The 25,670-nt window shown below is 66.4% G+C and carries 21 protein-coding genes and 2 pseudogenes; 9 read left to right on the forward strand and 14 right to left on the reverse strand.

Features of this window, described 5'->3' with window-relative positions:
- Positions 1-14: 14 nt before the first annotated feature.
- Positions 15-1,220, reverse strand: coding sequence for an ABC transporter substrate-binding protein (locus EUB48_RS16000; protein WP_142820058.1), 1,206 nt, complete (start codon positions 1,218-1,220; stop codon positions 15-17).
- A gap of 256 nt (positions 1,221-1,476) precedes the next feature.
- On the opposite strand from EUB48_RS16000, the gene EUB48_RS16005 reads away from it, so the two are divergent.
- Complete coding sequence (locus EUB48_RS16005) at positions 1,477-2,574, forward strand: amidohydrolase family protein (protein WP_210411643.1); 1,098 nt, start codon at positions 1,477-1,479, stop codon at positions 2,572-2,574.
- A gap of 203 nt (positions 2,575-2,777) precedes the next feature.
- Here EUB48_RS16005 and EUB48_RS16010 read toward each other — a convergent pair whose 3' ends face one another.
- Genes EUB48_RS16010 through EUB48_RS16020 form a run of 3 tightly spaced genes read right to left on the reverse strand, consistent with a single transcriptional unit; the run spans position 2,778 to position 6,065 of the window.
- Positions 2,778-3,740 (reverse strand): Bug family tripartite tricarboxylate transporter substrate binding protein, encoded by a 963-nt coding sequence (locus EUB48_RS16010; RefSeq protein ID WP_142820059.1) that lies wholly within the window; start codon positions 3,738-3,740, stop codon positions 2,778-2,780.
- Between the two features lie 22 nt (positions 3,741-3,762).
- Positions 3,763-4,695 carry a LysR substrate-binding domain-containing protein gene (locus tag EUB48_RS16015; RefSeq protein ID WP_142820060.1) on the reverse strand — a complete coding sequence of 311 codons (933 nt, stop codon included), beginning with the start codon at positions 4,693-4,695 and terminating at the stop codon, positions 3,763-3,765.
- 11 nt (positions 4,696-4,706) lie between these two features.
- The gene (locus EUB48_RS16020; RefSeq protein WP_142820061.1) at positions 4,707-6,065 is read right to left on the reverse strand and encodes an MmgE/PrpD family protein; all 1,359 of its coding nucleotides are present in this window, start codon (positions 6,063-6,065) and stop codon (positions 4,707-4,709) included.
- Between the two features lie 283 nt (positions 6,066-6,348).
- Between EUB48_RS16020 and EUB48_RS22070 the strand changes: the two are divergent.
- Positions 6,349-7,097: pseudogene (locus EUB48_RS22070) on the forward strand (Bug family tripartite tricarboxylate transporter substrate binding protein).
- Positions 7,098-7,110: 13 nt separating this feature from the next.
- Here EUB48_RS22070 and EUB48_RS16035 read toward each other — a convergent pair.
- The 9 genes and pseudogenes from EUB48_RS16035 to EUB48_RS16075 all read right to left on the reverse strand — a co-directional run bounded on the left by EUB48_RS16035 (position 7,111) and on the right by EUB48_RS16075 (position 17,595).
- Positions 7,111-8,082, reverse strand: a complete 972-nt coding sequence (locus EUB48_RS16035) for a Bug family tripartite tricarboxylate transporter substrate binding protein (protein WP_142820064.1) — start codon at positions 8,080-8,082, stop codon at positions 7,111-7,113.
- Between the two features lie 206 nt (positions 8,083-8,288).
- A pseudogene (locus EUB48_RS16040) lies at positions 8,289-9,485 on the reverse strand (IS4 family transposase); the annotation flags it as partial.
- Between the two features lie 164 nt (positions 9,486-9,649).
- On the reverse strand, positions 9,650-10,810 hold the full coding sequence (locus EUB48_RS16045) for an iron-containing alcohol dehydrogenase family protein (RefSeq protein WP_168226766.1): 1,161 nt from the start codon (positions 10,808-10,810) through the stop codon (positions 9,650-9,652).
- A 5-nt stretch (positions 10,811-10,815) separates the two neighbouring features.
- The gene (locus EUB48_RS16050; RefSeq protein ID WP_142820066.1) at positions 10,816-11,727 is read right to left on the reverse strand and encodes an NAD(P)-dependent oxidoreductase; all 912 of its coding nucleotides are present in this window, start codon (positions 11,725-11,727) and stop codon (positions 10,816-10,818) included.
- Between the two features lie 158 nt (positions 11,728-11,885).
- Positions 11,886-12,944 carry an amidohydrolase family protein gene (locus EUB48_RS16055; RefSeq protein ID WP_142820067.1) on the reverse strand — a complete coding sequence of 353 codons (1,059 nt, stop codon included), beginning with the start codon at positions 12,942-12,944 and terminating at the stop codon, positions 11,886-11,888.
- 13 nt (positions 12,945-12,957) lie between these two features.
- Positions 12,958-13,668 (reverse strand): ABC transporter ATP-binding protein, encoded by a 711-nt coding sequence (locus tag EUB48_RS16060; protein WP_210411644.1) that lies wholly within the window; start codon positions 13,666-13,668, stop codon positions 12,958-12,960.
- A gap of 13 nt (positions 13,669-13,681) precedes the next feature.
- Positions 13,682-15,478: a branched-chain amino acid ABC transporter ATP-binding protein/permease gene (locus EUB48_RS16065; RefSeq protein WP_142820069.1), complete on the reverse strand. Its 1,797-nt coding sequence runs from the start codon at positions 15,476-15,478 to the stop codon at positions 13,682-13,684.
- A complete protein-coding gene (locus tag EUB48_RS16070) occupies positions 15,475-16,398 on the reverse strand; it encodes a branched-chain amino acid ABC transporter permease (protein ID WP_142820070.1) in 924 nt (307 codons plus the stop codon). Before EUB48_RS16070 ends, EUB48_RS16065 begins: the two co-directional genes overlap by 4 nt.
- A gap of 6 nt (positions 16,399-16,404) precedes the next feature.
- On the reverse strand, positions 16,405-17,595 hold the full coding sequence (locus EUB48_RS16075) for an ABC transporter substrate-binding protein (protein ID WP_142820071.1): 1,191 nt from the start codon (positions 17,593-17,595) through the stop codon (positions 16,405-16,407).
- Positions 17,596-17,909: 314 nt separating this feature from the next.
- Here EUB48_RS16075 and EUB48_RS16080 point away from each other — a divergent pair, with 314 nt between their 5' ends.
- On the forward strand, positions 17,910-18,842 hold the full coding sequence (locus EUB48_RS16080) for a LysR substrate-binding domain-containing protein (protein ID WP_142820072.1): 933 nt from the start codon (positions 17,910-17,912) through the stop codon (positions 18,840-18,842).
- A 60-nt stretch (positions 18,843-18,902) separates the two neighbouring features.
- Here the strand turns inward: EUB48_RS16080 and EUB48_RS16085 are convergent, their stop codons facing one another.
- Positions 18,903-19,451 carry an acetate--CoA ligase family protein gene (locus EUB48_RS16085; protein WP_142820073.1) on the reverse strand — a complete coding sequence of 183 codons (549 nt, stop codon included), beginning with the start codon at positions 19,449-19,451 and terminating at the stop codon, positions 18,903-18,905.
- A gap of 249 nt (positions 19,452-19,700) precedes the next feature.
- Here EUB48_RS16085 and EUB48_RS21760 point away from each other — a divergent pair, with 249 nt between their 5' ends.
- The 6 genes from EUB48_RS21760 (at position 19,701) to EUB48_RS16115 (ending at position 25,550) form a co-directional block, all read left to right on the forward strand.
- Positions 19,701-20,027, forward strand: coding sequence for a carboxymuconolactone decarboxylase family protein (locus EUB48_RS21760; protein WP_244618235.1), 327 nt, complete (start codon positions 19,701-19,703; stop codon positions 20,025-20,027).
- Positions 20,024-21,871, forward strand: coding sequence for an NAD(P)-dependent oxidoreductase (locus EUB48_RS16095; RefSeq protein WP_244618236.1), 1,848 nt, complete (start codon positions 20,024-20,026; stop codon positions 21,869-21,871). The genes EUB48_RS21760 and EUB48_RS16095 overlap by 4 nt, the downstream gene beginning before the upstream one ends.
- Before the next feature lie 9 nt (positions 21,872-21,880).
- On the forward strand, positions 21,881-22,906 hold the full coding sequence (locus EUB48_RS16100) for an aldo/keto reductase (protein ID WP_142820076.1): 1,026 nt from the start codon (positions 21,881-21,883) through the stop codon (positions 22,904-22,906).
- Between the two features lie 82 nt (positions 22,907-22,988).
- Entirely contained in the window at positions 22,989-24,725 is a 1,737-nt protein-coding gene (locus tag EUB48_RS16105) for a carboxylesterase/lipase family protein (protein WP_244618237.1), read from the forward strand.
- Positions 24,726-24,759: 34 nt separating this feature from the next.
- Positions 24,760-25,059, forward strand: coding sequence for an antibiotic biosynthesis monooxygenase family protein (locus tag EUB48_RS16110; RefSeq protein ID WP_142820077.1), 300 nt, complete (start codon positions 24,760-24,762; stop codon positions 25,057-25,059).
- A 44-nt stretch (positions 25,060-25,103) separates the two neighbouring features.
- A complete protein-coding gene (locus EUB48_RS16115; protein WP_244618238.1) occupies positions 25,104-25,550 on the forward strand; it encodes a cupin domain-containing protein in 447 nt (148 codons plus the stop codon).
- The last annotated feature ends 120 nt before the right edge of the window (positions 25,551-25,670 follow it).

Below are 25,670 nucleotides of genomic sequence, written 5' to 3' on the forward strand. Positions count from 1 at the left end.
CGGCTGTTCAATGCTCAGCGCTTGACCAGCGGGCACTCGCTTTCGGCGAGCGGGCGAAAGGCATCGGCACCGGCAACAGTGGCGCGCGTCTCGTAATAGTCGAACTTGTACTTGGATTTCGCCGGCGACTTCACCTGGAACAGGTAGAGATCGCGAACGACGCGGCCGTCGGCGCGGATCTGCCCGTTCTTCGTCATCATGTCGTTGATCGGCATGCGCCGCATAGCGTCAGCCACCTTGAGTCCGTCCGAGGTACCGGCGGCGGCCACCGCCTTCAGGTAGTGCAGGGCCGCGCTGTAGTTGCCGGCCTGAAAACTGGTGGCCGGTACACCCATCTTGGCGATGAAGCGCTTGGACCACGCCCGGGTTTCGTCGTTCAGGTCCCAATAGAAAGGCTCGCTCACATACAGGCCCTGGGCCGCCGCCAGGCCGAGCGCGTGCACGTCGATGATATTGGCGTAGGGCGTCGCCAGCACCTGCTGTTCACTGATGCCGAACTCGCGCGCCTGCTTGACCTGGTTGATCAGGTCGGCGCCGGCACCGCCCAGCATGATTACGTCTGCCTTGGAGCCTTGTGCAGCGAGCATCGTCGAGGCGAAGTTCGTCGCACCCAGCGGCACCTTCACCTTGCCGACCACCTTGCCGCCAAACTGTTCCACGGCGCCCGCGACATCGCGCTCCAGCGCGGCGCCCGCCGCATAGTCGGAATCGATGAGGTACCAGTTCTTCTTCCCGCTGGCAATCAGCGCCCGCGGCAGCACGCGCGACAGCGAGTAGGTGTCATAGGTCCAGTGGAAGGACACCGGAGTGCAGGCCTTGCCGGTGATCTCGGAGGAGGCGCCGCCCGAGACGATGGCGATGCGATTGGCCTTTTGCACCAGCGGGATCACGGCCAGCGCCACGGCGGAGTTCTGCAGGTCGAAGATGGCCTGCACGTCCTTGGACTCCATCCATTCGCGAGCGATGCCCGTCGCGACGTCGACCTTGTTCTGGTGGTCGGCCGAAAGCACTTCGATCGGGCGCCCGAGCACCTTGCCGCCGAAGTCCGCCACCGCCATCTCCACCGCGAGCTGGGCGCCCTTGCCGCCGATGGTCGAATAGACCGAGGACTGGTCGTTCAGCACGCCGATACGGAACGGCTTGACATTCTGAGCGCTAGCCCCGCATACCGCGAGCGATGCGAACAACGCGCAGGTGGAGGCGGCAAAGGCTTTCTTCATGAGGTCGGTTCCTGTAATGGTGGAGGATTCGAAGGGCATAGCACGCAACTCCCATGCCATGCGCAGAGGATGCCTTCTCCAGGGTTAACCCTTGAAACATCTACCCGGCAACGCCTGGTGTCGCAGCCTCATGTCCCCACCGAGGACAGCGGTTGTTTTCCATGGAGACATGCGCCCGACGGAGTGCGGCGATAGACCGGCCATTTCCATGAGCGCGCGGGCGCAATGCACGCCCGGCACGGCTCGTGCATGTGCTTTGCGCTGCCAAAAAACCCTGATGGAGACCCACGTGACCTCGTCGCAACCCGCCACCCGCTTCGGCCAGCTCTATGCCCCCAACGAGGATTGGCTCAAGCTGGGCCGGCGCGAGCCGGCGCTGGAACCGGACCTGACTATCATCGACACACACACGCACCTCTGGGATGGCGCGTATGCCGGGACGGACCGCTATTTCGTCGAGCAATTTGCCCGCGATGCGGCCGAGTCGGGCCACAACGTCGAAGCCACCGTCTACGTCGAGTGCCACTCCATGTACCGCGCCCACGGCCCGGAGCACTTGAAGCCGGTGGGCGAGATCGAGTTCGCCGTCGGCATGGCGGCCATGGCGGCGAGCCGGAAGTACACGGCCACTCGCGTGGCCGCCGCGATCGTCGGCTACGCGGACCTCACCCAGGGCGAACGCACCCGGGAAACGCTCGAGGCGCAGATCGAAGCGGCGAACGGCCGGTTCCGCGGCGTCCGGCAGCGCTCCAAATGGGATCCCGATCCGGTGGTGCGCGGGGCCGTGTGCGCGGACGGCCCCGGCCTCTATCTGGAGCCGGCGTTCGGCCGCGGGCTGGACCTGCTGGCGTCCCTCGGCCTGGCCTTCGAGGCCAGCGTGTACCACCCACAGATTCCCGACATCACGGCGATGGCGCGCGCCCACTCCGGCGCCACCATCCTGGTGAATCACTCCGGCAGTCCGGTAGGCCATTGTGGCTATGCCGGCCGCGAGGCCGAGAACCACGCGCAATGGCTGCGCGACATGAGGGAGCTGGCGCGCTGCCCGAATGTCTGCGTCAAGATGGGCGGCGTGCTGATGCACCTGGCCAACTATGACTACATCGGGGCCGACCGGCCCGTCACCTCGAAGGAACTGGCCGCCTTGTGGCGCCCTTATATCGAGCCCTGCATCGAGCTGTTCGGGGCCGACCGCTGCATGGTCGAATCGAACTTCCCCGTCGACAAGGCCGGCTTCAGCTACGGCACGGTGTGGAACATGTTCAAGCGGATCACCGCGGGCTGCTCGCCCGACGAGAAGCGCAAGATCTTCGCCGAGACGGCTCGGCGCGTGTACCGCATCGAGCGGGAGTGATAGCGACACGGTCCGCGTGGCGCCTGCCCTCGCAGTTCAACCGGTGCGGCGCGGCTGGCGGAACCTTGAGCAGTCCGGCTTGCGCTTCTCCAGGAAGGCGCTGGTGCCGTCCTACTGCTCGGTCTGCGCGTAATCGTCCGGCGCCATCCTCGCGGCGGGGGACGGACTGGCCGAACTGGATCTCTGTCACTTCGCCCCTTGCGTCACATGGGGATGTTGCCCCGGCGCACGACATCGCCCCAATGCTGCATGTCGTGCCTGATGATATCCGTCAGTTCCTGGGGCGTCGTCGTGCGACCTTCCGAGTTGCGCTGCGCCAGGTAGTTCTGGTACTCGGGGCGGTTCACCGCCTGCACGACCGCGGCGCGCAGCTTCTCGGCGATCTCGTCGCTGGTGCCCTTCGGCGCGAACACCGCGAACCAGATCACGCTGTCGAACCCGGGGATCTCCTCGGCCACGGCGGGTACGTCCGGCAGCGTGGCCACGCGCTTAGGCGACCCGACCGCCAGCACGCGCATCTTGCCCGACTGCATCAGGGGCGTGGCCTCCATGGCCGTGAGGAAGCTGCCCTGGATGTCGCCGGCGAGCAGCGCCGTGACGACGCCTGCGCCGCCCTTGTACGGCACGTGGGTCAGGTCCAGGTTGCCCAGGCGCGCGAACTCGTAGCCCGTGAGGTGGGCGAAGGAGCCGATCCCGGAAGAGCCGTAGTTCATCTTCGCGCCCGGCCTGCGCGCCTGCGCCATGAACTCCTTGAGGGTCTTCGGCCCACGCTCGGCCGGCACCGTCAGCACCAAGGGCATGAAGGCCACGGTGGTGAGGGGCCGCAAGTCGTTGATGGGGTCGTAGGGCGTCTTGCGCACCGCCGGCACGATCGCATTGGGCCCCTGGTTGCCGAACACGATGGTGTTGCCGTCGGGCGCCGCGCGAGCGACAAACTCGGTGCCTATGGTACCGGAGGCCCCCGGCTTGTTGTCGACGATGACGGTGCGCTTGAGCACGTCGGCCAAGGACTTCTGCAGCAGGCGCGCAAGGGCGTCTGTGGTGCCGCCGGCCGAGTAGGGCACCACCAGGTGCAGCGGAGGCGCGGGCTCCTGGGCCACGACGGGAGAGAGGGGCAGCGCGAGGGCGGCGAGCAGCCCCAGGGTGCGGACGATGGCGTTTTTCATGGTTTGTCTCCTTGTTGGCGGTTCATGTTGCGAGTTCCTTGACGATCGCGACCAGCCGGTCCAGCACGGGCTCGGTGCGGCCCTTCACCCAGCCGAGCGCGAAGGTGGTCGTGTAGTTCACGTCCTTCAGCGGGATGACGGCCAGGCTGGCGGGGTAGTTGAAGTTCTTGCCGGTTACGGTGAGGCCGATGCCCATGCCGACGGACACCAGGTTCAGCTGGGATGCGATGGACCCCACCTCCTGCACGATCTGCGGCTGGAAGCCGGCCTTCTGGCACAACGCGTAGAGGGGGCCGTAGCCGGGGCTCACGCTGGAACGCGGAACGACCACGAAGCGTTCCTTGCTCAGCTCGGCCAGCGACACCGACTTACGCGGCGCCAGCGCATGGTCGTGGGGCACGACGACGCCCAGGCCGCCCGACTGGATGCGCAGGTTCTCAAGCACCGTCTCGTCCTGCGGCACCGCGCCAGGCGCCCGCCGCGGCCGGCCGGCGCCCGACTTCGGCCCGAAGTGCATGAAGCCCGCGTGAATCTTGCCTTCCGCCAGCGCCTTGGGTTGTTCGGAGGTGGGGATCTCGAACAGCGACAGCGTGACCTCCGGGTAGGTCTCGTGGAAGCGCTTCATCGCCGCGCGGAACAGCGGGTGCAGCAGCGTGAGCGAGCCGTAGCCGATGTTCAGCACGCCGGTCTTGCCCTCGCCCACCCGCTTCGCCAGGGCGACCGCCTGGTGCAAGTCGCCAATGATCGTCTGGAACTGCGGCAGCAGCGCGCGGCCGGCCGCGGTGAGCTTCACCCGCTGCGCCATGCGCTCGAACAGCATGATGCCGAGTTCCTCCTCCAGGTCGGCGACCATCTGCGACACGGCTGGGCGGGAGACGTGCAGCCGATGGGAGGCGCGGCCGAAATGCTCCTCTTCCGCCGCGGCGACGAAATAACGAAGGTGCCTCAGTTCCATGTCATCTCACCTCACTGCCGGTTGTCCAGCGCGAGGCGCAAGTCGCGCACGCGCAGTTCGTCGAGCCGCCACACTTGCGCGCGCAAGGCCTGGGCGCGCGCTGCGCCGATCACGGGCGCGCTGAGCGCCTCGAATTTGGCGTCCAGTTCGGCATCGGCCAGCGGGAACTCGGGATCCCCGCGGCGGAACGCGCGGAATTCGGCGAACTCCGCGCCATCCGTGGTGCGGATCGTGACCCGCGTGTCGCGGCGGGAGGGGAACCGCTGGCCCAGTTCAGGAACCGCTTCCAACGTGCACAGCCGCATCAGCGCGCGAACTTCGGCGCTGGCCAGCCGCTCCGATGCGAAGGCATCCAGCCCCACCGACCCATGCACCAGCGCGTGGCTCACCGCATAGGGCAGGCTGAACTTGGCCTCGTACGGCGTGCGCGGCTCGAAGCGGCCGGTGGCCTCCACCGCCTGCGGATAGCTTGCGACGTGAATCGCCGCAATCCGCCCTGCATCGATCCCGTGCCGCGCACGCAAGGCCAAGGCGGCATCGATGGCGGGGAAAATGTGCCCGCAACAGGCATGCACCTTGTGCGTCACGCGCGCGATGTGGTAGCTCTCGCCCAGCCCCTGGGTCGCCCGCGACCAGTCGGTCTGCTCGGCCATCACTGCGCCCAGTCCCAGCTCCGCTTCCAGGATATCGGCCGCGCCCGTGACCCCGTGTGCGGCGGCCTGCGCCGCCCGCACGCCCACGGCCGCAGCGTGCCCCGCATGCAGCGGCTTGGTCATCGCCTCGGAGCGCAAGGCCTGCTGCAGGCCCGAGGCGAAAGTGGCGGCGGTGGCCATGGCGTGCCGCACCGCCTGCGCATCGCGGGGGCGCAGCAGCACTGCTGCGGCAACGGCGGCGCCCAGGCAGCCGATGGTGCCGGTGGCATGAAAACGGCGCACGTGCGAAGGCTGCAGGGCCGCGCCGATGCGGGTGGCGACCTCGTAGCCGACAACGACGGCGGCCAGCAGTTCGCCGCCGCTCGCGTCGCGCGCCTCCGCGATCGCCAGCGCCGCTGCCACCGTGGGACTTCCCGGGTGGTACACCGCCTCGCGGTAGATGTCGTCGAACTCCACGGCATGCGAGGCGCTGCCGTTGATCCAAGCTGCCGTCGCAGGGAAGGACGTGGTGCCGAAGCCGACGACACTGCTGGCGCCCACACCGAGTTCGTCGCGGCAGGCTTGCACCAGTTGCAGCGCCGGGGCGCAGCGGGTGCCCGGGTAGGTTGCCGCCAGCCAGTCGAGCACGGCGCGCTTGGCATGGCGGGTGATCTCGCGCCGCGCCGTGCGGCCCACTTCTGCCACAGCGTATTTTGAAAGCTCGTGCAACAGGGCCATTTGTTTGTGTCCGGTGGCTGGCAAGTCTGAAGTGGCCGCAGCGTTGCGTCAATTCAACTTTCCTGGGGCTTCCGGTAAGTTGCGCTTATCGGCGTCAGCGTCGGGGACGCCGACGCAAGGGCCAGCAAATACGACTCACGATGACGCCTCGCCTGCCTACGATCCGGCATTCGCAACAGACACATCATGAAAAGCTCGTTTGGTCGCGGTCTCGCCGCGCTCGCGCTCGCCCTCGTCGCCGGGCGGCCTGCTGGACCTCGTGACGCGGCTCGTCGGCCAGCAGATGAGCGAAAGGCTGGGCCAGCCGGTCGTGATCGAGAACAAGCCGGGTGCCGACGGGCTGCTGGGCATCCGCTATGTCAAGTCGCAGCCGGCCGACGGCTACACGGTGCTGGCGAGCGCAGGCACCATCGCCATCCAGCCGGCGGTCAAGCAGGATCCCGGCTACGACCTGATGAAGGACTTCACCGGGTCGGCCCCATAGTGCGCTCGCCGCTGCTGATGGTGGCGGGGCCGGACCAGCCGGACAAGACCCTGGCCGATTTCATCGCGCGCGCCAAGGCCAACCCCCAACAAGCTGACCGACGTGTCGGCGGGTGTCGGCACCACCACCTACATGGGGGCCGCCATCTTCCTGCAGTAGGCCGGCCTGCACTTGCTGCACGTGCCCTACAAGGGCAATGCGGCCGCCATGCCGGACGCGTGAGCATGATCTTCGAGGCCTATGGCAGCGGCGCGTCGAAGGTGAAGGGAGGCCGGCTGCGCGCGCTGGCGGTGACGTCCACGGCCCGCCTGCCTGCGCTGCCCGACGTGCCGACCATCGCTGAGCAGGGCATTCCGGGATTCAACTATTACCTGTGGTTCGGCCTGCTGGTGCCGGCCGGCACGCCCGCCGATGCCGTGAACCGGTTGTCCGAGGCGCTGCGCAGCGCGCTCGGAAGCAAGGAACTGGCCGAACGCCTGCGCGCGGACGTAGCGGAGCCCCTGCCGATGACGCACTTCGTCACCGAACTGGCGCGGCCCAAGCAGTGACCCAGGGCGCGCGCTACTCGGGCCGGATATTCGCCGCCTTGACCACCTGGCCCCAGCGCGCGATCTCGCCTTTCAAGGTGGCCGCGAGTTCATCGGGGCCGCCGAAGCTGGACGTGAGGCCCAGGGCCTGGAAGCGTTCCTGCACGGCCGGCGAAGCCACAACCTTCCCGATGGCATCGCCCAGTTGCCTGACGACCGGCGCCGGCGTGCCAGCCGGGACCAGGTAGCCATAGTTGCTGGCTGGGTCGAAGCCCGGGAAGCCCGATTCGATCATGGTGGGTACGTCGGGAAAGGTCGGCACGCGGCGGGTCGCAGTCACGGCGAGCGCGCGCAGGTGGCCGCCCGCCACCCCCTGCACGGCCTCCGGCTGGGAGGCGAAGAAGAAATCCAGCCGGCCGCCGACAAGGTCGGGAATCACCGCCGAATTTCCCTTGTACGGCACGTGCAGCGCCGTGACCCCGCCGGCTCGCTTGAGCAGTTCCCCGGACAGGTGGCCCACCGAACCGACCGCGCCCGAGCCGTAACTCAGGCCGCCCGGCTTGGTCTTGCCGTAGGCGATGAGGTCCGCAACGCTGCGAGGCGAAGCGGTGGCGGGAACCACCAGGACCAGGGTGGATCCGGCGACGCGCGCCACCGGCGCGAAATCGCGCAGCAAGTCGTAGCGCGGCTTTTCGCGCAGCACCATGTTGATCGTCTGCGGCGTCGAGACCTGCAGGATGGTGTAGCCGTCCGGCGGCATCCTGGCCGCGTATTCGGTCCCGGTGACGCTGTCGCCGCCCGGGCGATTCTCGACGATCACGCTCTGCCCCAACAGCTCGCCCAGCGGCTGGCTGATGATGCGCGCCACCGTGTCGCCCACGCCGCCGGCCGTGAAGGGCACGATGATGCGGATCGGCCTGGACGGATATTTCTCCTGCGCCTGCAAGGCCGGGGATGCGCTGGCCGCCAGGGTGACGATCAGCGCGCAGAAATTGCGACGTTTCATAGTTTGCCTCCTAGCCCCAATACTGTTCAGATACGAAGCACCGGCGTTGGCTGATGCTGCTGGTGCAGCAGTTCGCCTCGATGGCGGACGTTGAAGTTGCTCATCTTGCGCTTGACGCCGCGCGGGTTGAAGCGCCCGCGACTGCTCACGCACCGGCCGGCGGCGATCTCATCGAGCATCGCGTCGCGCCAGGCAACCAGACGCTCAGGGGGGACGGCCGCAGCTTGCGGCATCTTGCGCTTGATCACGCGCAGCGCGTGCATGAAGCTCAGGCGATCGGGATCGAGCCCGCGCGGCCACGCAGCTTGTGTCATCAACTGCCGAATCGCGAAGCGCGCCAGCAGCAACCCCCACAGCTCTTGCTGGACCAGATCGGGCGTCTTGCTGCGCAGCACGGTGCTGTTGGCGCGCAGGTGCGTCTTGAACTCGTCGAACACGCCCTCGATCTCCCAGCGCTCGTGGTACAGCGCGGCCAGCTCCAGCGCCGGCGCCTGCTCGGGGTCCAGGATGTTGGTCACCAGCCGGTAGCTGTCCTGCACCGGGGTGGCCGAGTCGTGCAGCGTGTAGTCGATCACCCGCACGAGTTGTCCCGCACTGCGTGCACGGTCGGCGCTGTCGAACACGCTGCTCAGGTACGAGCCATCGGGCAGCATTCGTTGCACCGGCAGCTTGAGGTTCGATTTGACCCGCCAGGCCAGCTTGGCGCCGCTGGCGCAGGCGATGCGCCAGAGCTTGAAGCCGTAGAAGTTGCGGTCGGCCAGCACCAGCATGTCGGGCGTGAGTTTGGCCGGCAGCAATTGCGCGGCCATGGCTTGCTCGCTGTGGCTGTAGGGTGCAATAGCAGCGCCCACCACCGCATGCGTGCCGCATTCCACGAGGCCCAGCACCCGCGCCTGCGGGAAGGCACTCTGGCCGCGCGAGGCGCCCGGGTAGCCGAAGTACCGGGCGTTGGCGGCCTCATCGGCCACGTCCATGCAGCTGCCATCCATGGCCATGACGCGAAGCCCCCGATACCACGCGCCCGGCGCCCCCGGAGTGGCCAGCGGGCGCAGCACGCGCTCGGCCAACTGGCGCATCGCCTCGCAGCCCAGCCGGCTGCGCGCCTGCGAGATGGCCGACTTGCTGGCTTGCACCGCGCCAGCTTCGCCGCCGCCCAGCCACTGCAAGCCTTCGCACACGACGCGCAGCACTTCCTCCAGCGGCGCCTCGCGCCACAGGGCGAGCGCCATCACGTAGTACACGACCGCCGGCGCCGGCAGCAGCCGCTCGCGCTGGCTCGCCCGGCCTGTGTCGGCCAACACCTCCTCGATCAACGCCCGTGGACACACGCTGGCCAGCACGCCAGCACTGATCAGGTGCGCCACGTCCACCTTCGCCGGTAGCGCCTTGCGAGTTCTCGCCATCGTCCACGCCCATCGGAGTCTCGATGAACATGGATTATCAACGATTTTTTCTATCTGAACAGTATTGCTCCTAGCCCGAATTGTGGGAACCGGCCCCGGCCGGTGTCGAGTCGGCTTTTTTGCGCCGGACGGTAAGTTGTCCTGACGTTTGCCAGGGCATCGGGCTACCAGGCTGCGTCGAGGATCCCGCGCACATCTGCCACGCCCTGCACCCGCCGCGGGCTGCGGCTGACGAAGAAATCGCCCATGGCCGCCTGCGCGATGACGTCGAGATCCGCCTCGGTGATGCCGATGTCGCGCAGCCGGTGCGCAATGGGCAGCTTCGCGAGCAGGGATTCGAGCACGTCCGCCGCTGCGCCCGTCTGGCCGTGGCCCAGGCTGTCGGCGATGCGCGGCGTCGTCTGCTGCGTTGCCAGCGCATTGAAGCGCATGGTGTAGGGCAGCACGATCGCGTTCACGACGCCGTTCGACACATGAGCGCGGTGACCGATGGCATGGGCCAGCACGGACGAGAGGCCGCCGCCCGCCTGCTCCGTGCCGCGTCCGCAGAGCACGGCTGCGATCGCGAGGTATTCGCGCCCGGCGGTCTCGTCCTGCTCCAGGCGGTCCAGGTTGCGCGCGATCAGCCGCAGCGTGTGCATCAGCATGGCCTCGGAAACAGGATCGCACTGCGGCGACTCCAGCGCCTCCACCGCCGTCGACAAGGTGTTGAGCGTCGCCTCCCGCACCAGCGCAACCGGCGCCGTGCGCAGGAACGCCGGGTGCAGGAACAGCGCCTTCGCGCGTGTCTTGGGGTCGAACAGCGCCAACCGCTGGCCCGTCGCAGCGTCGTGCACCGCGCTGCCGGCCTTCACGAAGGCCGTGCTGGGCGTGGTGGGCAGCACGAACTGCGGCAGCTTGGGGGCATCCAGCCGCGGGCTGTCGAACCGGCCATCGGGCAGCCGCCGCGTGCAGAGTTCCTGCGCGGGCTTTCGCTCCGCCAGCAGGATGGCGGCGGCGCGCGCCGTGACGGCCGCCGAGCCGCCGCCAACTGCGATCACCGCATTGGCCTCGTTCGCCTCCAGCACGCGCGCGACCTCCTCCACCGCCGGTACCGGGCTGTTCGGCTGCACCGACTGGGATTCGCCGACCAGCACGGGACCCAGCGCGTTGCGCAGCAGGTCCATCGCGCCGGAGCGGGCCACCGAACGGCCGCTCACCACGACCGCGCGCCTGCAGCCATTGCGCTTCAGCTCCCGGGCCAGCGCCGCGAGGCTGTCCTCGCCGCAGTACAGCCGCAGTTCGGCCGCGAGGTGCTGGAAGGACGGAGCGGTTTCCTGCGTCATCGCCATCACTTCTTGCGGGCCTCGACCGGCACGCTGGTCCACTCCTCGTACATCTGGATCGCCGAGACGGCATCCTTGTTACCCAGCCCCTTGGCGCGGGCCATCTGGTAGACCTGCAGCGCGGTGTTCGCCATGAACATTGGCATGCCCAGCGACTTCGCGAGCTGGGTCTGCAACTCGACGTCCTTGAAGGTGATGTCCATGCGGATGCCGTCGAACTCACGGTTGAGGATGCGCGGGGCCGAGTACTGGAAGGCTACGCTGTTGCCGGTGGTGCCGCTGATCGTCTCGAACATCTGCTGCGGATCGAGGCCGGCTTTCGCGCCCAGCGCCAGCCCTTCCATGATCAGCACGCGGTTGACCTGGAACAGCATGTTGTTGATCAGCTTCATCGCCAGGCCCTGGCCGATGGCGCCGAAGTGGGTGATCTTGGTAGCCATCGAGGCCAGCACGGGGCGCACCTTCTCCAGCGCCGCCGCATCGCCGCCGACGTAGGCGTTTAGCACGCCCTCCTTCGCGCCCTTCTCCATGCCGGTCACGGGAGAGTCGAGCAGTTCCACGCCTTTCTGCATCAGCTTGGGATGGAGGCGGCGCAGTGCCATCAGGTCGATGGTGCTCATGCTGATGACCACGTCGCCGGCCTGCGCGGCCTGGATGAAGCCGTCGGGCCCGGCGATCACTTCCTCCATCTGGGCCGTTGTGTCCACCATGGAGATAAGCACGCACGCCTGGCGCGCAGCATCGGCCGGCCCCGTGGCCGCCTGGGCACCCAACTCCACGAAGCGCGACACCTTGCGCTTGTCGATGTCGTAGACCACGACGGCATGGCCCTTCTTCAGCAGGTTCTCGGCCATGGGACCGCCCATCTGGCCGAGGCCGACGAAGGCGACGGTCTTCTCACGCGCTTGCTTGCTCATTGGGATCTCCAGATCGCGGGGCTTACCCGTATGTCTTCATCAGGAAAACAATGCAAGGACGATGCCAACCGCCTCCGCCCCACGGCGACTGGACCTGCGAGCTGCGACACGGCTCAGTGGGCGAAGACCTGGTGGTCAGCCCGGCTTGCTCGGACCGCTCATTGGGCGAGCGCCTCCGGCAAACGATACGCCCGAATCGCCGTTCCCGCGAACAGGTTCGCCTTCTCGCCCTCCGAGCAGCCGGCCGCGAGCCGCTTGAACGCGTTCCACAGTACCACCGCCGACACGCCGCACTTGTCCGGCGGAAAGTTGCTCTCGAACATGCAGCGGTCGGCGCCGAATATCTCGATGCAGGTTTCCACGTGCGGCGCCCAGGCCTGCGCCAGTTCCTGCGAGGTCGGCGGCAGGTCGCGATCGATGAAGTCGCAGCCGTGCATGCGCATGCTCAGGCCGCCGATCTTCATGAACACGTTCGGCTGCCGCGCCAGCGCCTGCAGCGATGCCTTCCATTCGCGGAAGGATTCGTCCGCGCGGCTCGCGTAAGGGCCGGTGTGCACCAGCCCGCCGATGTGGTCGACGATGACCCGCGTGTCCGGGTATGCATCGATCAGCGACACCAGTTGCGGCAGCTGGGGATGGTAGACCCAGGCGTCGAAGGACAGGCCCAGCGGCGCGAGTTTCCCGAAGCCCTCCCGGAAGCGCGGATCGAGCAACAGGTCGCGCGCCGGTGGCCGCATCAGCACGTTCACTTTCGGGCTCGCGTCCCAGGCCGCCATGTGGCGGATGCCGCGGAAGCGGTCCGGCGCGTGCGCCATGCAGGCGCGCAGCACCTCCTCGGCGAAGGCACCCAGCGTCAGGTCCACCTTGCCGACGATGCCGGCGCAGGCCCGCACCGGCCCGTAGTAGCCGCTCGCGAAGAGTGCCGCCACGCCATTGGCGTATTCCACCTCGCCGACGCAGGCGAAGCGGGGGTCGCCCTCGGCGCGGTACATGGACGTGCACTCGATGTAGACCGTGCCGCGCAGGTTGTGGCCGCAGGCGAGATCGGCCGCCAGCTGCGGCTCCAGGTAAGCCCCCGAGCGGTTCCACAGATGGTGATGGGCATCGACGATCGGCAGCCGAGGCTCCAGCACTTCCTCGGTGCGCAGCGCCAGCCACTCCTCGTCCACGTACAGCAGGGGCGCCATGCCCCTGCGCGGCTTGTCCTTGGTTTCCATGTTCGACTCCTGTTCAATGCTTGCCGAGATAGGCTGCGCGCACGTCGGGATGCTTCAGCAAGTCCCGGCCCGCGCCTTGTAGCGTGACGCGGCCGGTCTCCAGCACGTAGGCGCGGTCGGCTTCGGCCAGCGCCTTGTTGGCCATCTGTTCCACCAGCACGATCGTCAGGCCCGAGTCACGCAGCGCACGGATCGAGCGGAAGATGTCCGCCACCACCATCGGAGCCAACCCCAGCGAAGGTTCGTCCAGCAGCAGCAGCCGGGGCTCGCTCATGAGGGCGCGCGAGATGGCCAGCATCTGCTGCTCGCCGCCGGAGAGCGTGCCCGCCATCTGCTGGCGCCGCTCCTTCAGGCGCGGGAAACGGGCGAACTCGCGCTCCACCAGCTCCTCCACCTTGCGCCTGTCCTTGCGCTGCGAGTAGCCGCCCAGCAGCAGGTTGTCCTGCACGCTCTGGTCCGCGAACACGCCGCGGCCCTCCGGCGAGAGCGCCAGGCCCAGCGCGACGCGCTTGTGCGGAGGCACGTCGGTGCAGTCCTTGCCGTCGATCAGGATCCGGCCGCCCGCCACGCGCTCCAGCCCGACGATGCCCTTCAGCAGCGTCGTCTTACCGGCGCCATTGCTGCCGATGATCGCGACCACCTCGCCTTGCCGCACCTCGAGCGACACGCCCTTGATCGCCCTGATGGCGCCGTACGCCATTTCCACGTCCTGCAGCTTCAGCACGATGGCTTCCCTTTCAGGCCGCGACTTGCGCGGCCTCATCCTCGACGCCGAGATAGGCGGCGATCACCTGCTCGTCCTGCTGCACCTCGCCCGGCGTCCCTTCCGCGATCTTCACGCCGCGGTCCAGCACGATCACGTGGTCGGAGATGCGCATGACGAGGTCCATGTGGTGTTCGACCATCAGGATGGTCATGCCCAGGCGGCTGATGCGCACCAGCAGGTTGCCGAGATCCACCGTCTCCTGCGGGTTCAGGCCGGCCGCCGGCTCGTCGAGCAGCAGCAGTTGCGGTTCGGTGGCCAGCGCGCGCGCCAGCTCCAGCCGGCGCTGCAGCCCGTAGGGCAGGCTGCCGGCGCATGCCGCGGCAAGGTGGCCGAGACCCGTCATGTGCAGCAGGGCAAGCGCATGTTCGCGCGCCGCCTTCTCCTCGCTGCCCGCCTCGGGCAGACCCAGCAACGAGCTGAAGAAGCCGTTGCGCATGCGCGCATGCCGGCCGAGGATCACGTTCTCCAGGACCGTCAGGTCGCCGAACAGCCGCAGGTTCTGGAAGGTCCGGGCCATGCCCAGGTCGCAGATGCGGTGCACGGGCGCACCCACGATGTTGCTGCCGCAGAACTCGACGCGCCCGGCGTCCGGCCGGATGATGCCGGTGAGCATGTTGATCAGGCTGGACTTGCCCGCGCCGTTCGGCCCGATCAAGGCGTGCACGTGGCCCCGTTGCAGGCGGAAGGTAACGTCCTGCGCCACCTGCACGCCGCCGAAGGACTTGCCCAGGCCCTGCACGATCAGTAGTTCACCCGTGCCGCTGCGGCCAAAAGCCACCTGGACCGTCCCTGCGCCCGCAGCCTCGGCCGTCCCCTCGGTTCCAGCACCTTCGAGCCGGCGCGGCGCGAAGGCGCGCTGCAGCAGGCCCGCGATTCCCTCCGGCATCACGTACAGGGCGAACAGCAGCACCGAGCCATAGACAAAGTGCTGGACGGCCGGCCAGCGCGCCAGCGCGGCATCGACGATGGTGAGCACCACGGCGCCGGCCAGCGGCCCGAACAAGGACTGGGCACCGCCGAACATCACGAGCAGCAGGATGAAGATCGACAGGTGCAGGCTGATGAAATCGGAGTTGATGTACTGCGTCTGCAGCGCGACCATGCCGCCCGCCAGGCCGCAGGTGGCGGCGGCCACGGTGAAGGCGAGCACCTTGTAGCCGTAGACGCGCACGCCGACGCAGGATGCGGCGATCTCATCGGCCTGCACCGACAGCAGCGCGCGGCCGACGCGCCCGCGCACGAGGTTGCGCACCAGCAGCCAGGCGCCCAGCGACAGGGCCACGCCCAGCCAGACCCACTGCTGCAGGTTCAGCGCCGCGCCGTTCCACGTCAGGGGCCGCACGCCGTACAGGCCCTGGGCGCCGCCGAACACGTCCGTCCATTCGGTGACGAGCTTCTCCGCGACGATGCCGAAAGCCAGCGTCACCATGGCGAGATAGGGCCCGCGCACGCGCAGGGCGGGCAAGGCCACGAGAGCGCCGCATGCGCCCGCCACGACGACCGCCAGGGCCAGCGCCAACCAGGCGTTCATGCCGGTGTGCACGGTCAGCAGGGCGGCAGCGTAGGCGCCGGCGGCGAACAACCCGGCCTGGCCCAGCGACTTCTGCCCCGCATACCCGACCAGCAGGCCCATGCCCGCGGCACACAGGTAGTACACGCACATCATGAAGCCGATGCGCAGATAAAAGTCATTGGACATGGCGCCGGCCAGGACGCACAGGCCGGCGGCGACGGCGGCCGCCGCGAGCGGATGCAGCAGGCGCTTCATACCTTGTCCATCACGCGGGTGCCGAACAGCCCGTTGGGGCGCACGGCCAGCACCACGATCACCAGGGCGAAGATGGCCACCTCACGCCATTGGGCCGACCAGAGGTTGATGAAGGACTCCAGCACGCCCAGCGCGAAGCCGCCGAACACGCAGCCACGCGGATTGTCGAGGCCGCCCACGATGGCGGCCGAGAATCCCTTGAGGCCGACCGCCACGCTCATGAACAGCGACAGCTGGATGATCGGCGCCAGCAGGAAGCCGGACAGGCCGGCCAGCGCCGAACTGAGGACGAAGGCGCCGACCATCATTCCGGTCACGTTGATCCCCATGAGGCCGGCGACCTCCGGCTTGTACGCGACGGCGCGCATGGCCTTGCCGATCATGGTCCTGCGCATCACGTGGTCGAACGCCAGCATGACGGCGGTGGCGACCACCAGCGTCAGCACTTCCTGGGGCAGCATCCCGACGCCGGCCACGCGGATCACGTCGCTGCCGAAGGGACCCGGCACGACCACCGACTTGGGCCCCCAGATCGCCATGCCGATGCTCTGAAGAATCACGCCGAAGCCCAGCGTGCTCATGACCCAGGCCATCCCCGGCCGGCCGGCGAAGGGACGCACGCCCAGCACGTACAGCAGCCAGCCGATCGCGCCCATTCCCAGCACCGCGGCCACCAGCGCCAGCAGCTGCGCGGACGACGCGGGCTGGGCGCCGCTGAAGGTGGTGGAGGACGCCGGGATGCCGAGCGCGGCGAACAGCACCGCAACGCCAATGAAGGCGCCGGCCGACACAAAGTCGCCTTGGGCGAAGTTGAGCGTGCGCGTCGTGGCGAAGGTGATGCTGAAGCCCAGGGCGATCAACGCGTAGGCGCTACCGACCGCCAGCCCGCTGAACAGGGCCTGCAGCAGTGAGGTCAGCATGGTTTGTCAGCGATTCGTGTCGGCCGCGGTCAGCGACTTCGTCACCGCGTCGCTGTATTCCGCCAGCTTGTCGCCGTTCCAGTGCACCCATTTCACGTCGGCGGGCGTCATGGCTTCTCGCTGCGCCTTCGAATAGGGCTTGGTGTAGGTCTTGAACACGCCCTGCACCGGTGCCTGCAGGTTCTCGAGGGCTTCACGCACCTTGGGGCCATCCGCGGCGCCCGCCTGGCGGATCGCTGCCGCCAGCAGCAGGGTGGAATCGTAGCCCTGCATGGTGTAGATAAAGGCACTCGGCGCGGCCAGCTTGGGCTTCACGCGCTCGTACAGTTTCTTTTGCGCCGGCGTATCGGGATTGATGAACGGGCGCAGGAAGATGGCCTTGGCGGCCAGCGTCTCGCCGGCGGCATCGAAGAAGGTGATGTTGTCTGCGGCCGCAGACGCCAGGAACTTCGGGAAGTAATTGATCTTTTCCATACTGCGCAGCAGCAGGCCCATGGGCGTGCCCTGTGCCCACACGATCACCGTGTCGACGCCGGCGGCCTTCATCTTGCTCAGCTGCGACGTCATGTCGGTATCGGTCACGGCGAACTTCTCCACCGCGAGTGGCGCGATGCCATGGACCTTGGCGAGCTCCTGCAGGTCGCGCAGGCCGCCCTCGCCATAGCCGGTGGTTTCGGTCAGCAGGCCGATCTTCGTCGTGCCGCTTTTCTTCGCATACGCCATCAGCGCCGCCGCCTGCAAGCGGTCGTACATCGACAAGCGGAAGAAGTAATTGTCGGCGCCGGGCGAGAGCGGCTTGGTGATGTCGGTTGCCTGCGCATTCGACTGCATCGAGATGACCTTCTTCTCGTTCGGGATGCGCTTCCAGGCCATCGCGTTGCCCGAGTTGGTGGGGCCGAGCACCGCCACCACCTTCTCGTTGTCGATCAGCTCCAGCATGTTCTGGATGGACTTCTGCGGCTGCGCCAGGTCGTCGCGCACGACCAGCGTCAGTTTGCGACCGAGCACGCCGCCGGCAGCATTAACGTCGTCAATGGCCGCCTGGATGCCGGCCACGGCGGCGCGGCCGCTCTGCGCGGTGGGCGAGGCCGACAGGTCACCGTTATAGGCCAGCTTGATGTCCTGCGCGTGCGCCAGCGCAGCGGCCAGCACACCGGCTGCCAGGACGGCAAACCGGGAAAATGTTGCGAATCTCATGGTCTGTTTGGGTTTGTTTGCCGAAGGGTGGCCAGTGTAGGTTTGCTGCGGTTGCGCCGAAAATACTGTTTTGCTCGCGCTGGTATCGCGGAAACTTATGAACCGGCCCTGCCGCGAGGGACCGGTGAGGTTGCCCGCACACCCGGTCAAGGGTTTCCACTGACGCGGTCTGCCGCCGGCGTGTCCGCTGCACGGACGCGGCGGGCGGCCGAATGTATCCTCGGTGGACACAACCGGGCCTCGCAGCGGCGAAAAGCGCGGCACGCTAGTTGCAAGGTAATCGGGCGGAGACTTTCCGCCCCCACCAGAAAGCCATGCAACTTCGACACCTGCGCTATTTCATGGCGGCCGCCGAGGAGGAGCATTTCGGCCGCGCGTCCGACCGTTTGTACGTCACCCGGCCTGCGGTTTCCCAGATCATCGCGGACCTGGAGAGCGAGCTGGGCACGCCGCTGTTCGAACGGCTGGCGCACCGAGTCCGTCTGACCGCCGCGGGACGCGCATTGCTGCCGCAGCTGCAGTCGGTGATGAACGACCTGGACGACGCGCTGGCCATGGCCAAGCGGGTCGGTGAGGGCAAGAGCGGCAACCTCAATATCGGCTACGGCTCGCTCACGCTCCTGCATTCGCTCTTCCGTGCTGCCGTCAAGCAGTTCCACGAGAGCTATCCCGAAGTCACCCTGTCGCTGCTGGAGATGGCGACTTCCGAGCAGCCGAAGGCGCTGGCCGAAGGGAAGATCCACGCCGGCTTCATGCACTTCGGTCCGCGGCCCGCGCTGCTGCGCAAGAAGCACGGCGACGGCGTGCTCGCGCAGGACGAAACGGTGCTGGACTGGTTCCGCATCCAGACCGGGGGGCTCGGCGTGGTCGTTCCCAGGGAACACCCGCTCACGACGCGCAAGTCGCTCACCCTCGCGGAACTGGCCGGCGAACGCTTTGTCGTCGTCCCGCGTTCCAGCAGCAGCCCAGGTTACGGACCGCTGTACACCCTCTGCCAGAAAGCCGGCTTCGAGCCGAACATCGTGCAGGAAGTCAGCTCCATCGCCTCGCAGCTGAATCTCATCTCGGTGGGCATGGGCATCGGCCTTGCGGTGATCGGCAAGAACTTCACCTATCCGGTGGGCGTGGCCGTCATCCCCCTGCACGAGGAGAACTACACCACCACATTTGCCTTCGGCTGGGTGAAGGGCCAGACGGACCCCGCCCTGGACCGCATGATCAAGATCGTCAAGACGTTGGCGCAGTAGCAGTAAAAGTGACACACCCGTCGTAGGCTGGGTTCGCGCAGCGACCCCACCCTACAGCAGCTACGCCAGCGTGTCCTGCCGGCAGGCCGTTACCAGCGCGTCCACGGCGGCAAGGCCTTCGCCCTTCTTCTTCACGATCACCGGGTTGATCTCGAACTCCTGCACCTCGGTGCTGGCGACGAACAGGTCACCGAAGCGCACCGCGGCGCGCGCGAGCGCCTCCACGTCGGCGGCTGGTTTGCCACGGAAACCCTCGAGCAGGGTCCACAACTTAAGCTTGCGCAACGCGGCCACGACTTGCTCCTCGGAGACCGGCAACGCCAGGTAGGTCACATCGCGGAACAGCTCGATGGCGACGCCGCCCATGCCGATGGAGACCACCGGCCCGAAATCGGCATTGCGCAGGCAGGACAGCACCACCTCGACGCCATCGCCCACCATCTCCTGCACCAAGATGCCGGCCTGCGGCTTGCCCATGCGCTGGCGGAACTGCTGCGCCAGCGCGTCGACATCCTCGGCGGACTGGACGCGCAGTTTGACCAGACCCATCTCGGTCTTGTGCTCGGCGTCGGAAGGCAGCACCTTGACCACGAGCGGATCACGGTGCAATCACTCCTTCTGAAACTTCAACTCTTGCTTGAATGGCAGGATGCACCGCAATTGCAATGCCAACTCCCACCCGCGGCGCAAGCCGGGCCGTGCGCGCCTGGCTGCCTGTCCGGGCTGCATCAACGTCGCTGGCAGAGACACATGTCCTCCGCCAGAACACACCGCCGTGCCGCCTGCCTGCGCGGGACACCGGCACAACTCTTGCATGGTGTCCCCATCGATCGCCATTCAAAACTCAGGAGCAACCAAATGACTCTCACGTCCACTTCCGATTCCGCCCGCGTTTACAAAAACGTGCCGCAGCTCGCCCGCATCCGCGAACAGGTCCTGCTGGGCGACGTATGGAAGCAGCCTGAACTGGCCTACCGCGACCGCATCCTGGTCACGTTGGGGGTGCTGGCCGCGGGCGGCAAGCTCGACGAAATGAAGGTATGGATGCGCCGCGGCGTCGAGAACGGCATCACCCTCGACGAGCTGCGCGGCCTGGTCGTGCAGGTGACCTTTTACGCGGGCTGGCCCGCCGGGCTCGCCGCCGGCAAGGCCGCGCTCGAACTGTTCGAGGTGGAAGCCAAGTGAGCGACGGCGCCGCAATAAAGATCGGCTACATCGGCCTGGGCGCCATGGGTGGCGCGCTCGCGCGCCGGCTCGTGGGCACCCACAAGCTCACCGTCTGGGACGTAAACGCCGCGGCTGCAGCATCATTCGACAAGCTGGGCGCGACCGTGGCACCTTCCGCGGCCGAACTGGCCCGCCAGTGCGACATCGTGCTGCTGTGCCTGCCGCGCAGCTCGGATGTACGCAAGCTGGTCTTCGGGCCGAGTGGCCTGGCCGAGGGTCTATCGGCGGGCAAGCTCGTCATCGACCAGACCAGCGGCGTTCCGGCAGAGACCCACGAGATTGCCACCCAACTGGCCACCAGTGGTGTCGCGATGATCGATGCGCCCGTCTCAGGCGGTGTCGCCGGCGCGGCCGCAGGCACGATCACGATCATGGCCTCTGGCCCGCAGGACAATTACCAGAAGGCGCTGCCGGTGCTGACGGCGATCAGCACCACCATCTTCCGCTGCGGCAGCCGCGTCGGCGACGCACAGGCGATGAAGCTCGTCAACAACGTGCTCAGTGCCGGCTGCCGCCTGGCGACGCTGGAGATCGTCGCCATGGGCAGGAAGATGGGCCTGTCGCTCGCAGCCATGACCGATGTCATCAATAAGGGGTCGGGGCGCAACCGCACGTCGAAGGTCATGCTGCAGGGCCTCGTGGACGGCAAGCCCTCCGCCTCCAGCTTCGCCATGTCGCTGATGCTCAAGGACATGAACCAGGCGATCCAGCTGGGCATGGAATGCGGCGCGCCTACGACCATCACGAATGTCGTGCGCGGTCTGCTGCAGATCGGCGTGAGCACGCTGGGCGAGAGCGCTCAGCTCGAGGAAGTCATGGGGCTCATCGAGTCGATGGCGGCGACGCGGATCGTGAACCCCTCGGAGGCCGCCGCGGCGCAGCCCGGCACCACCGCGGCCACGGTGGAGACAAAGGATCTTCGCGTCGGATACGTGGGGCTGGGTACGATGGGCGGGGCGCTGACGCGCCGCATGATGCTGTCGCGCAAGATGCGGGTGTTCGACGTGCGGCCGGAGGTCGTGCACGGCTTCGAGTCCGAAGGTGCGACCTCCGCCGCGGACCTGCGGTCGCTCGCGCGCGAGTGCGACGTCATCTTCATCTGCGTGCCGACCTCGGCGATCGTTCGTGATGTCGTCTTCGGCAAGGGCGGCCTGGCCGAGGGACTCGCGCCCGGCAAGATCATCGTGGACCAGACCACCGGCGACCCGACGATGACGCGCAGCATCGCGGCGGACCTGCAGAAGCTCGGCGTAGCGCTGGTCGATGCCCCGGTTTCCGGCGGCCCGCGCGGCGCGGCAGCTGGAACGATCGCGATCATGTGCGGCGGTCCGGCCGACTCATATGCCACGGTGCAGCCGATCCTGGCATCGATCAGCCCCAATCTCGTGTACTGCGGACAGACGGGTAACGGCCACGTGGCCAAACTCATCCAGAATGCCGTGGCGTCTTGCAACCGCCTGCTGACTTACGAGGCCGCCACAATCGCAGTCAAGTACGGTCTCAGACTCGAGGATATGGCGACGGTGATCAACAAGAGCACCGGGTGGAGCGGCGCCTCAGAGCGCATCCTGCCGGCGCTGTCGGAAGGCAAAGCGACCGCCGACTTTCAGCTGCAGCTCATGGCCAAGGACCTGAAGCTGGCCGGCCGGATGGCCATGGACTGCGGTGCGCCGATGTTAATCGCGGGAACGGTGCGCAGCCTCTTCGAGATCGGTGTGCACGAGCTTGGCGGAACCGCCAACCTGGACAGCGTGGCCCAGCTGTTCGAATCCATGGCCGGCATCAAGTTCGCGGGCGCCTAAGTGGTAACCATGGAGTATCGACGCCTCGGACGGTCCGGATTGAAGGTCTCGCCCCTTTGCCTGGGTGCGATGATGTTCGGCGACCAAACCGACGAGTCAGTCTCGCGCAGCATCATCGCAAGCGCGAGGGAGGCTGGCGTGAATTTCATCGACACGGCGGATGCCTACGCAGCCGGCAAGTCCGAGCAAATCATTGGCGGCGCCGTGAAAGCCGAGCGGGACCGTTGGGTCGTCGCCACCAAAGTGGGCTTTCTCGCCGACCCGCTCGTTCCGGCAGGGCCGGACCTGTCACGGAAGAACCTCATGCGCGCCGCCGACCAGAGCTTGCGGCGCCTCGACACCGACTACATCGATCTCTACTACCTTCATCGGGACGACTTCTCGACTGCTCTGGAGGAGACGATCCATGCGCTTGCGGACCTGATCCACCAAGGCAAGATCCGTTACTTCGGCATTTCGAATTTCCGAGCATGGCGCGTGGCCGAAGTGGTTCGACTTTGCGACCAATTCGGCATCGACCGACCCGTCGCGTGCCAGCCTCAGTACAACGCCATGAACCGCATGTCTGAGGCCGAGTTGTTCCCTGCCTGCCAGTTTTATGGCATCGGCGTGGTGCCCTATAGTCCGCTCGCACGCGGTGTGCTCACAGGCAAGTACGCCGCCGGGGGCGCCCTGCCCGAAGGCAGCCGCGCGGCGCGCAAGGACAAACGCATTCTGCAAACGGAGTTGCGAAACGAATCCGTCCTCAAAGCGACGGAATTCAAGTCTCATGCCGAAGCGCGTGGCAGCACGGCATCCCACTTCGCCCTGAAGTGGGTGCTGAACAGCACCATCGTGACTTCGGTGATCTGCGGCCCCCGCACGATGGATCAGTGGACCGACTACTTGGCCGCGTCGGAGGAGGAGACGCCCTTCACCTCAGAGGACGAAGCGTTGGTCGATCGGCTGGTACCACCGGGTCACCCTTCGACACCGGGCTACACCGATCCCAACTATCCCGTGACGGGACGTTCACCCCGCATCCCCGCAAGCTGAACATAGAAGCAACCCGGCCAATGACCAGGGACCGCCGCACAGGCAGGAAAATCCGGACAGGCCAAGTCAGAGGAGACATTTCATGCAAGTTTCGTCAAATATGGGCGCGAGCCGTCGATTGATACGCCATGCCTTGCTTGTGTTCGGGATGGTGTCGGGCGCCGTTGGCGCGAGCTCATCGTTCGCGAGTGATGTTGATCGCCGAGGCCATGTCGGCACCGGTCCGGTCGTCGTCACTGCCGACGGGGCCATCCGGGGATACACAGACAAGGGTGTCAATGTCTTCCTCGGCATCCCCTATGCTGAGGCACCCGTGGGCGATCTGCGTTGGCAGCCCCCCCAGGCAGTTAAGGTTTGGCGGGGGACGCGAGATGCGACAAAGTACGGCGGAAGTTGCCCGCAGGTCACCACTCTCGGTCTCTTCGCGGGGCCGACTAGCGTCAACGAGGATTGCCTTTACCTCAACGTTTTCACGACGGGCAAAAGCCGTTCCGGCCAAAAGAAGCCAGTGATTGTCTGGATCCATGGTGGCGGCAACATCGATGGCGCATCTAACGACTACGACGGTACGAAGCTTTCGACCGGCGGACCTGATGGCGTTGAGACCGTGGTAGTCACATTGAACTATCGGCTGGGCGTATTGGGAACCTTCTCGCACCCCGCCGTCAATTCCGAAGGGCACGCGTGGGGCAACTACGGCACGCTCGACCAACAGGCCGCGTTGCGCTGGGTCCAACGCAACATCGAGCGCTTTGGCGGCGATCCCGGGAGGGTAGCCCTCGGCGGTCAGTCCGCGGGGGCATACAACGTTGGCGCGAATCTGCTTTCCCCGTCGAGCAAGGGTCTCTTCAACAGGGCCATTATGCAAAGCTCGCCAGGGTTCGTTGCGTGGCTTCCAACCGCAGAAAGCGCTTTAGCAACAGGTACGAGCTTTGCCACGGCTGCAGGGTGCCCGGAAGCCGACGCTTCGACGGCAAGGTGCTTGCGAAGACTGTCTGTCGCGCGCATTCTGCAATTGCAAGGAACACTCAAAGTGGGCGGACCCCACGCCCTGGCCATGCCTTTCGTGGACGGCACAATCCTGCCCATGCAACCCGAGCAGGCCTGGACAAGCGGCCGTTTCAACAAGATGCCTGTCCTGGGTGGCGCTACTAAGGACGAGGCGGCATTCTTCACTGGCATCAACGAGTATTTCTCCGGGCCGCCGCAAACGCCGATAACCGCCGCACAATACAGCTCACTGACAGCATCAGGTGCATTCTGCATCTGGTGCAACGCAGACCGCAAAATACCTGCGGGACTTGCGGAGCTCTACCCGCTATCTGACTTTGGCGGGGACGCGTCGGTCGCATACGAGCGCATCGGAACGGATGGCGCAAAATGCCGGGACCTTCACGTCATGCAAAAGCTGGCGCCTCAGGTTCCCACCTACGCATACGATTTCACCTACCAGACAGCGCCCTTCTACTTCCCGAAGATGCCGGGATACAAGCCGACGGCGGTGCACACGATCGACATCCAGTTCCTGTTCGATAACTTTCATGGTGGACATCTCGGCGTGAACGTGGACCAGATGACCGGCATGCCACGCGAACTCAACGCAGCAGAAGAGAAACTCTCAGACCATTTGGTCGCCGCGTGGACGCATTTCGCCGATACGGGCAATCCGAACGGGACGGGTGACGCGCCGTGGCCGAAGCTCACCGCCGACGATTCTGCGCGCTACTTCGTCCAAGCCGTTCCAATCTCGACGATTTCAGTCTCGCAGTACCGGGCTGCCTACAAATGCGACTTTTTCGACGCTCAACTGAAGTACTGAAGTTACGCAGCGCGCGGTTGCGCAGGAGATTCAATTGATTGTCAAAATGGCCGAATTCCATGTGACACCCAGTGAACAAGAAGCGTTCGAGGTGGCAATGACGCCCGCACTCCAACTCATCACGGCCAAAGCGGTTGGCATGAGAGGTTACGCATTCATGAGGTGCATCGAGTCGCCCAAGCGCTACCTCCTCGATGTGCAGTGGGAGACGATGGATGACCACATCGTTACCTACCGGCAAAGTCCCGAGCGTGATAAATGGCGCGCGCTCGTCAGCCGCTTTTACGCGCATCCACCGGCCATGGAGCACTTCACAGTTGTCGCGCAGTCGTGATCTCAAGCACAAGCGGATCTCCATGGTCAGCAGCGCCGCACAACATGATCAACCACGTATTCAAGGAAACTTTCATGAGTAGCCAACAAGTCGGTGTCAGACCCGACACCCCTACGTTTACCAAAGTCATCCTCGAGGCCGGCCCTGATGGACGCTCACGCTTTCGCGAGGAAGTGATCTCGCTGGCTGAGACGAAGCCACGGCTCTACCTCTCAACAATGATCCCCAGCGTCGGATTGATATTGCGCCAGAGTCCGCCAGGCTACCGCATGGACTTCCACGTCACGAGTCAGCCGCAGTGGACGTTCGTCCTCAGTGGGACGCTGGAGATTGGGTTGCAAGATGGTACCTGCCGGGTGTTTCGCGCCGGCGACATTCTCTATGCAGAGGACACGCTCCCGCCGGGCGCCACCTTTGATCCAAAGGTACATGGCCATAACAGCCGGCAACTGGGCGACGAGCCCGTCGTAACCGTGCTGGTGCGTTGCTGAACCTTGACCGCCTCAGCGCGCTGGCTTTATCAGCGCGCGCTGGCCCCGCCTCCCAAAATTCCGCGCCGTGGAAGTAGCCTGGATGAGTGATCGACACGAAAACGTTCGCGGCGACTCTTG

Source organism: Rhodoferax sediminis, assembly GCF_006970865.1.
Classification (GTDB): domain Bacteria; phylum Pseudomonadota; class Gammaproteobacteria; order Burkholderiales; family Burkholderiaceae_C; genus Rhodoferax_A; species Rhodoferax_A sediminis.

Excerpts from the sequence above, each read along its gene's own strand:
- EUB48_RS16000 (WP_142820058.1), bottom strand. The coding sequence starts at position 1,220 with ATGAAGAAAGCCTTTGCCGCCTCCACCTGCGCGTTGTTCGCATCGCTC.
- EUB48_RS16010 (WP_142820059.1), bottom strand. The coding sequence starts at position 3,740 with ATGAAAAACGCCATCGTCCGCACCCTGGGGCTGCTCGCCGCCCTCGCG.
- EUB48_RS16015 (WP_142820060.1), bottom strand. The coding sequence starts at position 4,695 with ATGGAACTGAGGCACCTTCGTTATTTCGTCGCCGCGGCGGAAGAGGAG.
- EUB48_RS16020 (WP_142820061.1), bottom strand. The coding sequence starts at position 6,065 with ATGGCCCTGTTGCACGAGCTTTCAAAATACGCTGTGGCAGAAGTGGGC.
- EUB48_RS16035 (WP_142820064.1), bottom strand. The coding sequence starts at position 8,082 with ATGAAACGTCGCAATTTCTGCGCGCTGATCGTCACCCTGGCGGCCAGC.
- EUB48_RS16045 (WP_168226766.1), bottom strand. The coding sequence starts at position 10,810 with ATGACGCAGGAAACCGCTCCGTCCTTCCAGCACCTCGCGGCCGAACTG.
- EUB48_RS16050 (WP_142820066.1), bottom strand. The coding sequence starts at position 11,727 with ATGAGCAAGCAAGCGCGTGAGAAGACCGTCGCCTTCGTCGGCCTCGGC.
- EUB48_RS16055 (WP_142820067.1), bottom strand. The coding sequence starts at position 12,944 with ATGGAAACCAAGGACAAGCCGCGCAGGGGCATGGCGCCCCTGCTGTAC.
- EUB48_RS16065 (WP_142820069.1), bottom strand. The coding sequence starts at position 15,478 with ATGAAGCGCCTGCTGCATCCGCTCGCGGCGGCCGCCGTCGCCGCCGGC.
- EUB48_RS16070 (WP_142820070.1), bottom strand. The coding sequence starts at position 16,398 with ATGCTGACCTCACTGCTGCAGGCCCTGTTCAGCGGGCTGGCGGTCGGT.
- EUB48_RS16075 (WP_142820071.1), bottom strand. The coding sequence starts at position 17,595 with ATGAGATTCGCAACATTTTCCCGGTTTGCCGTCCTGGCAGCCGGTGTG.
- EUB48_RS16080 (WP_142820072.1), top strand. The coding sequence starts at position 17,910 with ATGCAACTTCGACACCTGCGCTATTTCATGGCGGCCGCCGAGGAGGAG.
- EUB48_RS21760 (WP_244618235.1), top strand. The coding sequence starts at position 19,701 with ATGACTCTCACGTCCACTTCCGATTCCGCCCGCGTTTACAAAAACGTG.
- EUB48_RS16100 (WP_142820076.1), top strand. The coding sequence starts at position 21,881 with ATGGAGTATCGACGCCTCGGACGGTCCGGATTGAAGGTCTCGCCCCTT.
- EUB48_RS16105 (WP_244618237.1), top strand. The coding sequence starts at position 22,989 with ATGCAAGTTTCGTCAAATATGGGCGCGAGCCGTCGATTGATACGCCAT.
- EUB48_RS16115 (WP_244618238.1), top strand. The coding sequence starts at position 25,104 with ATGATCAACCACGTATTCAAGGAAACTTTCATGAGTAGCCAACAAGTC.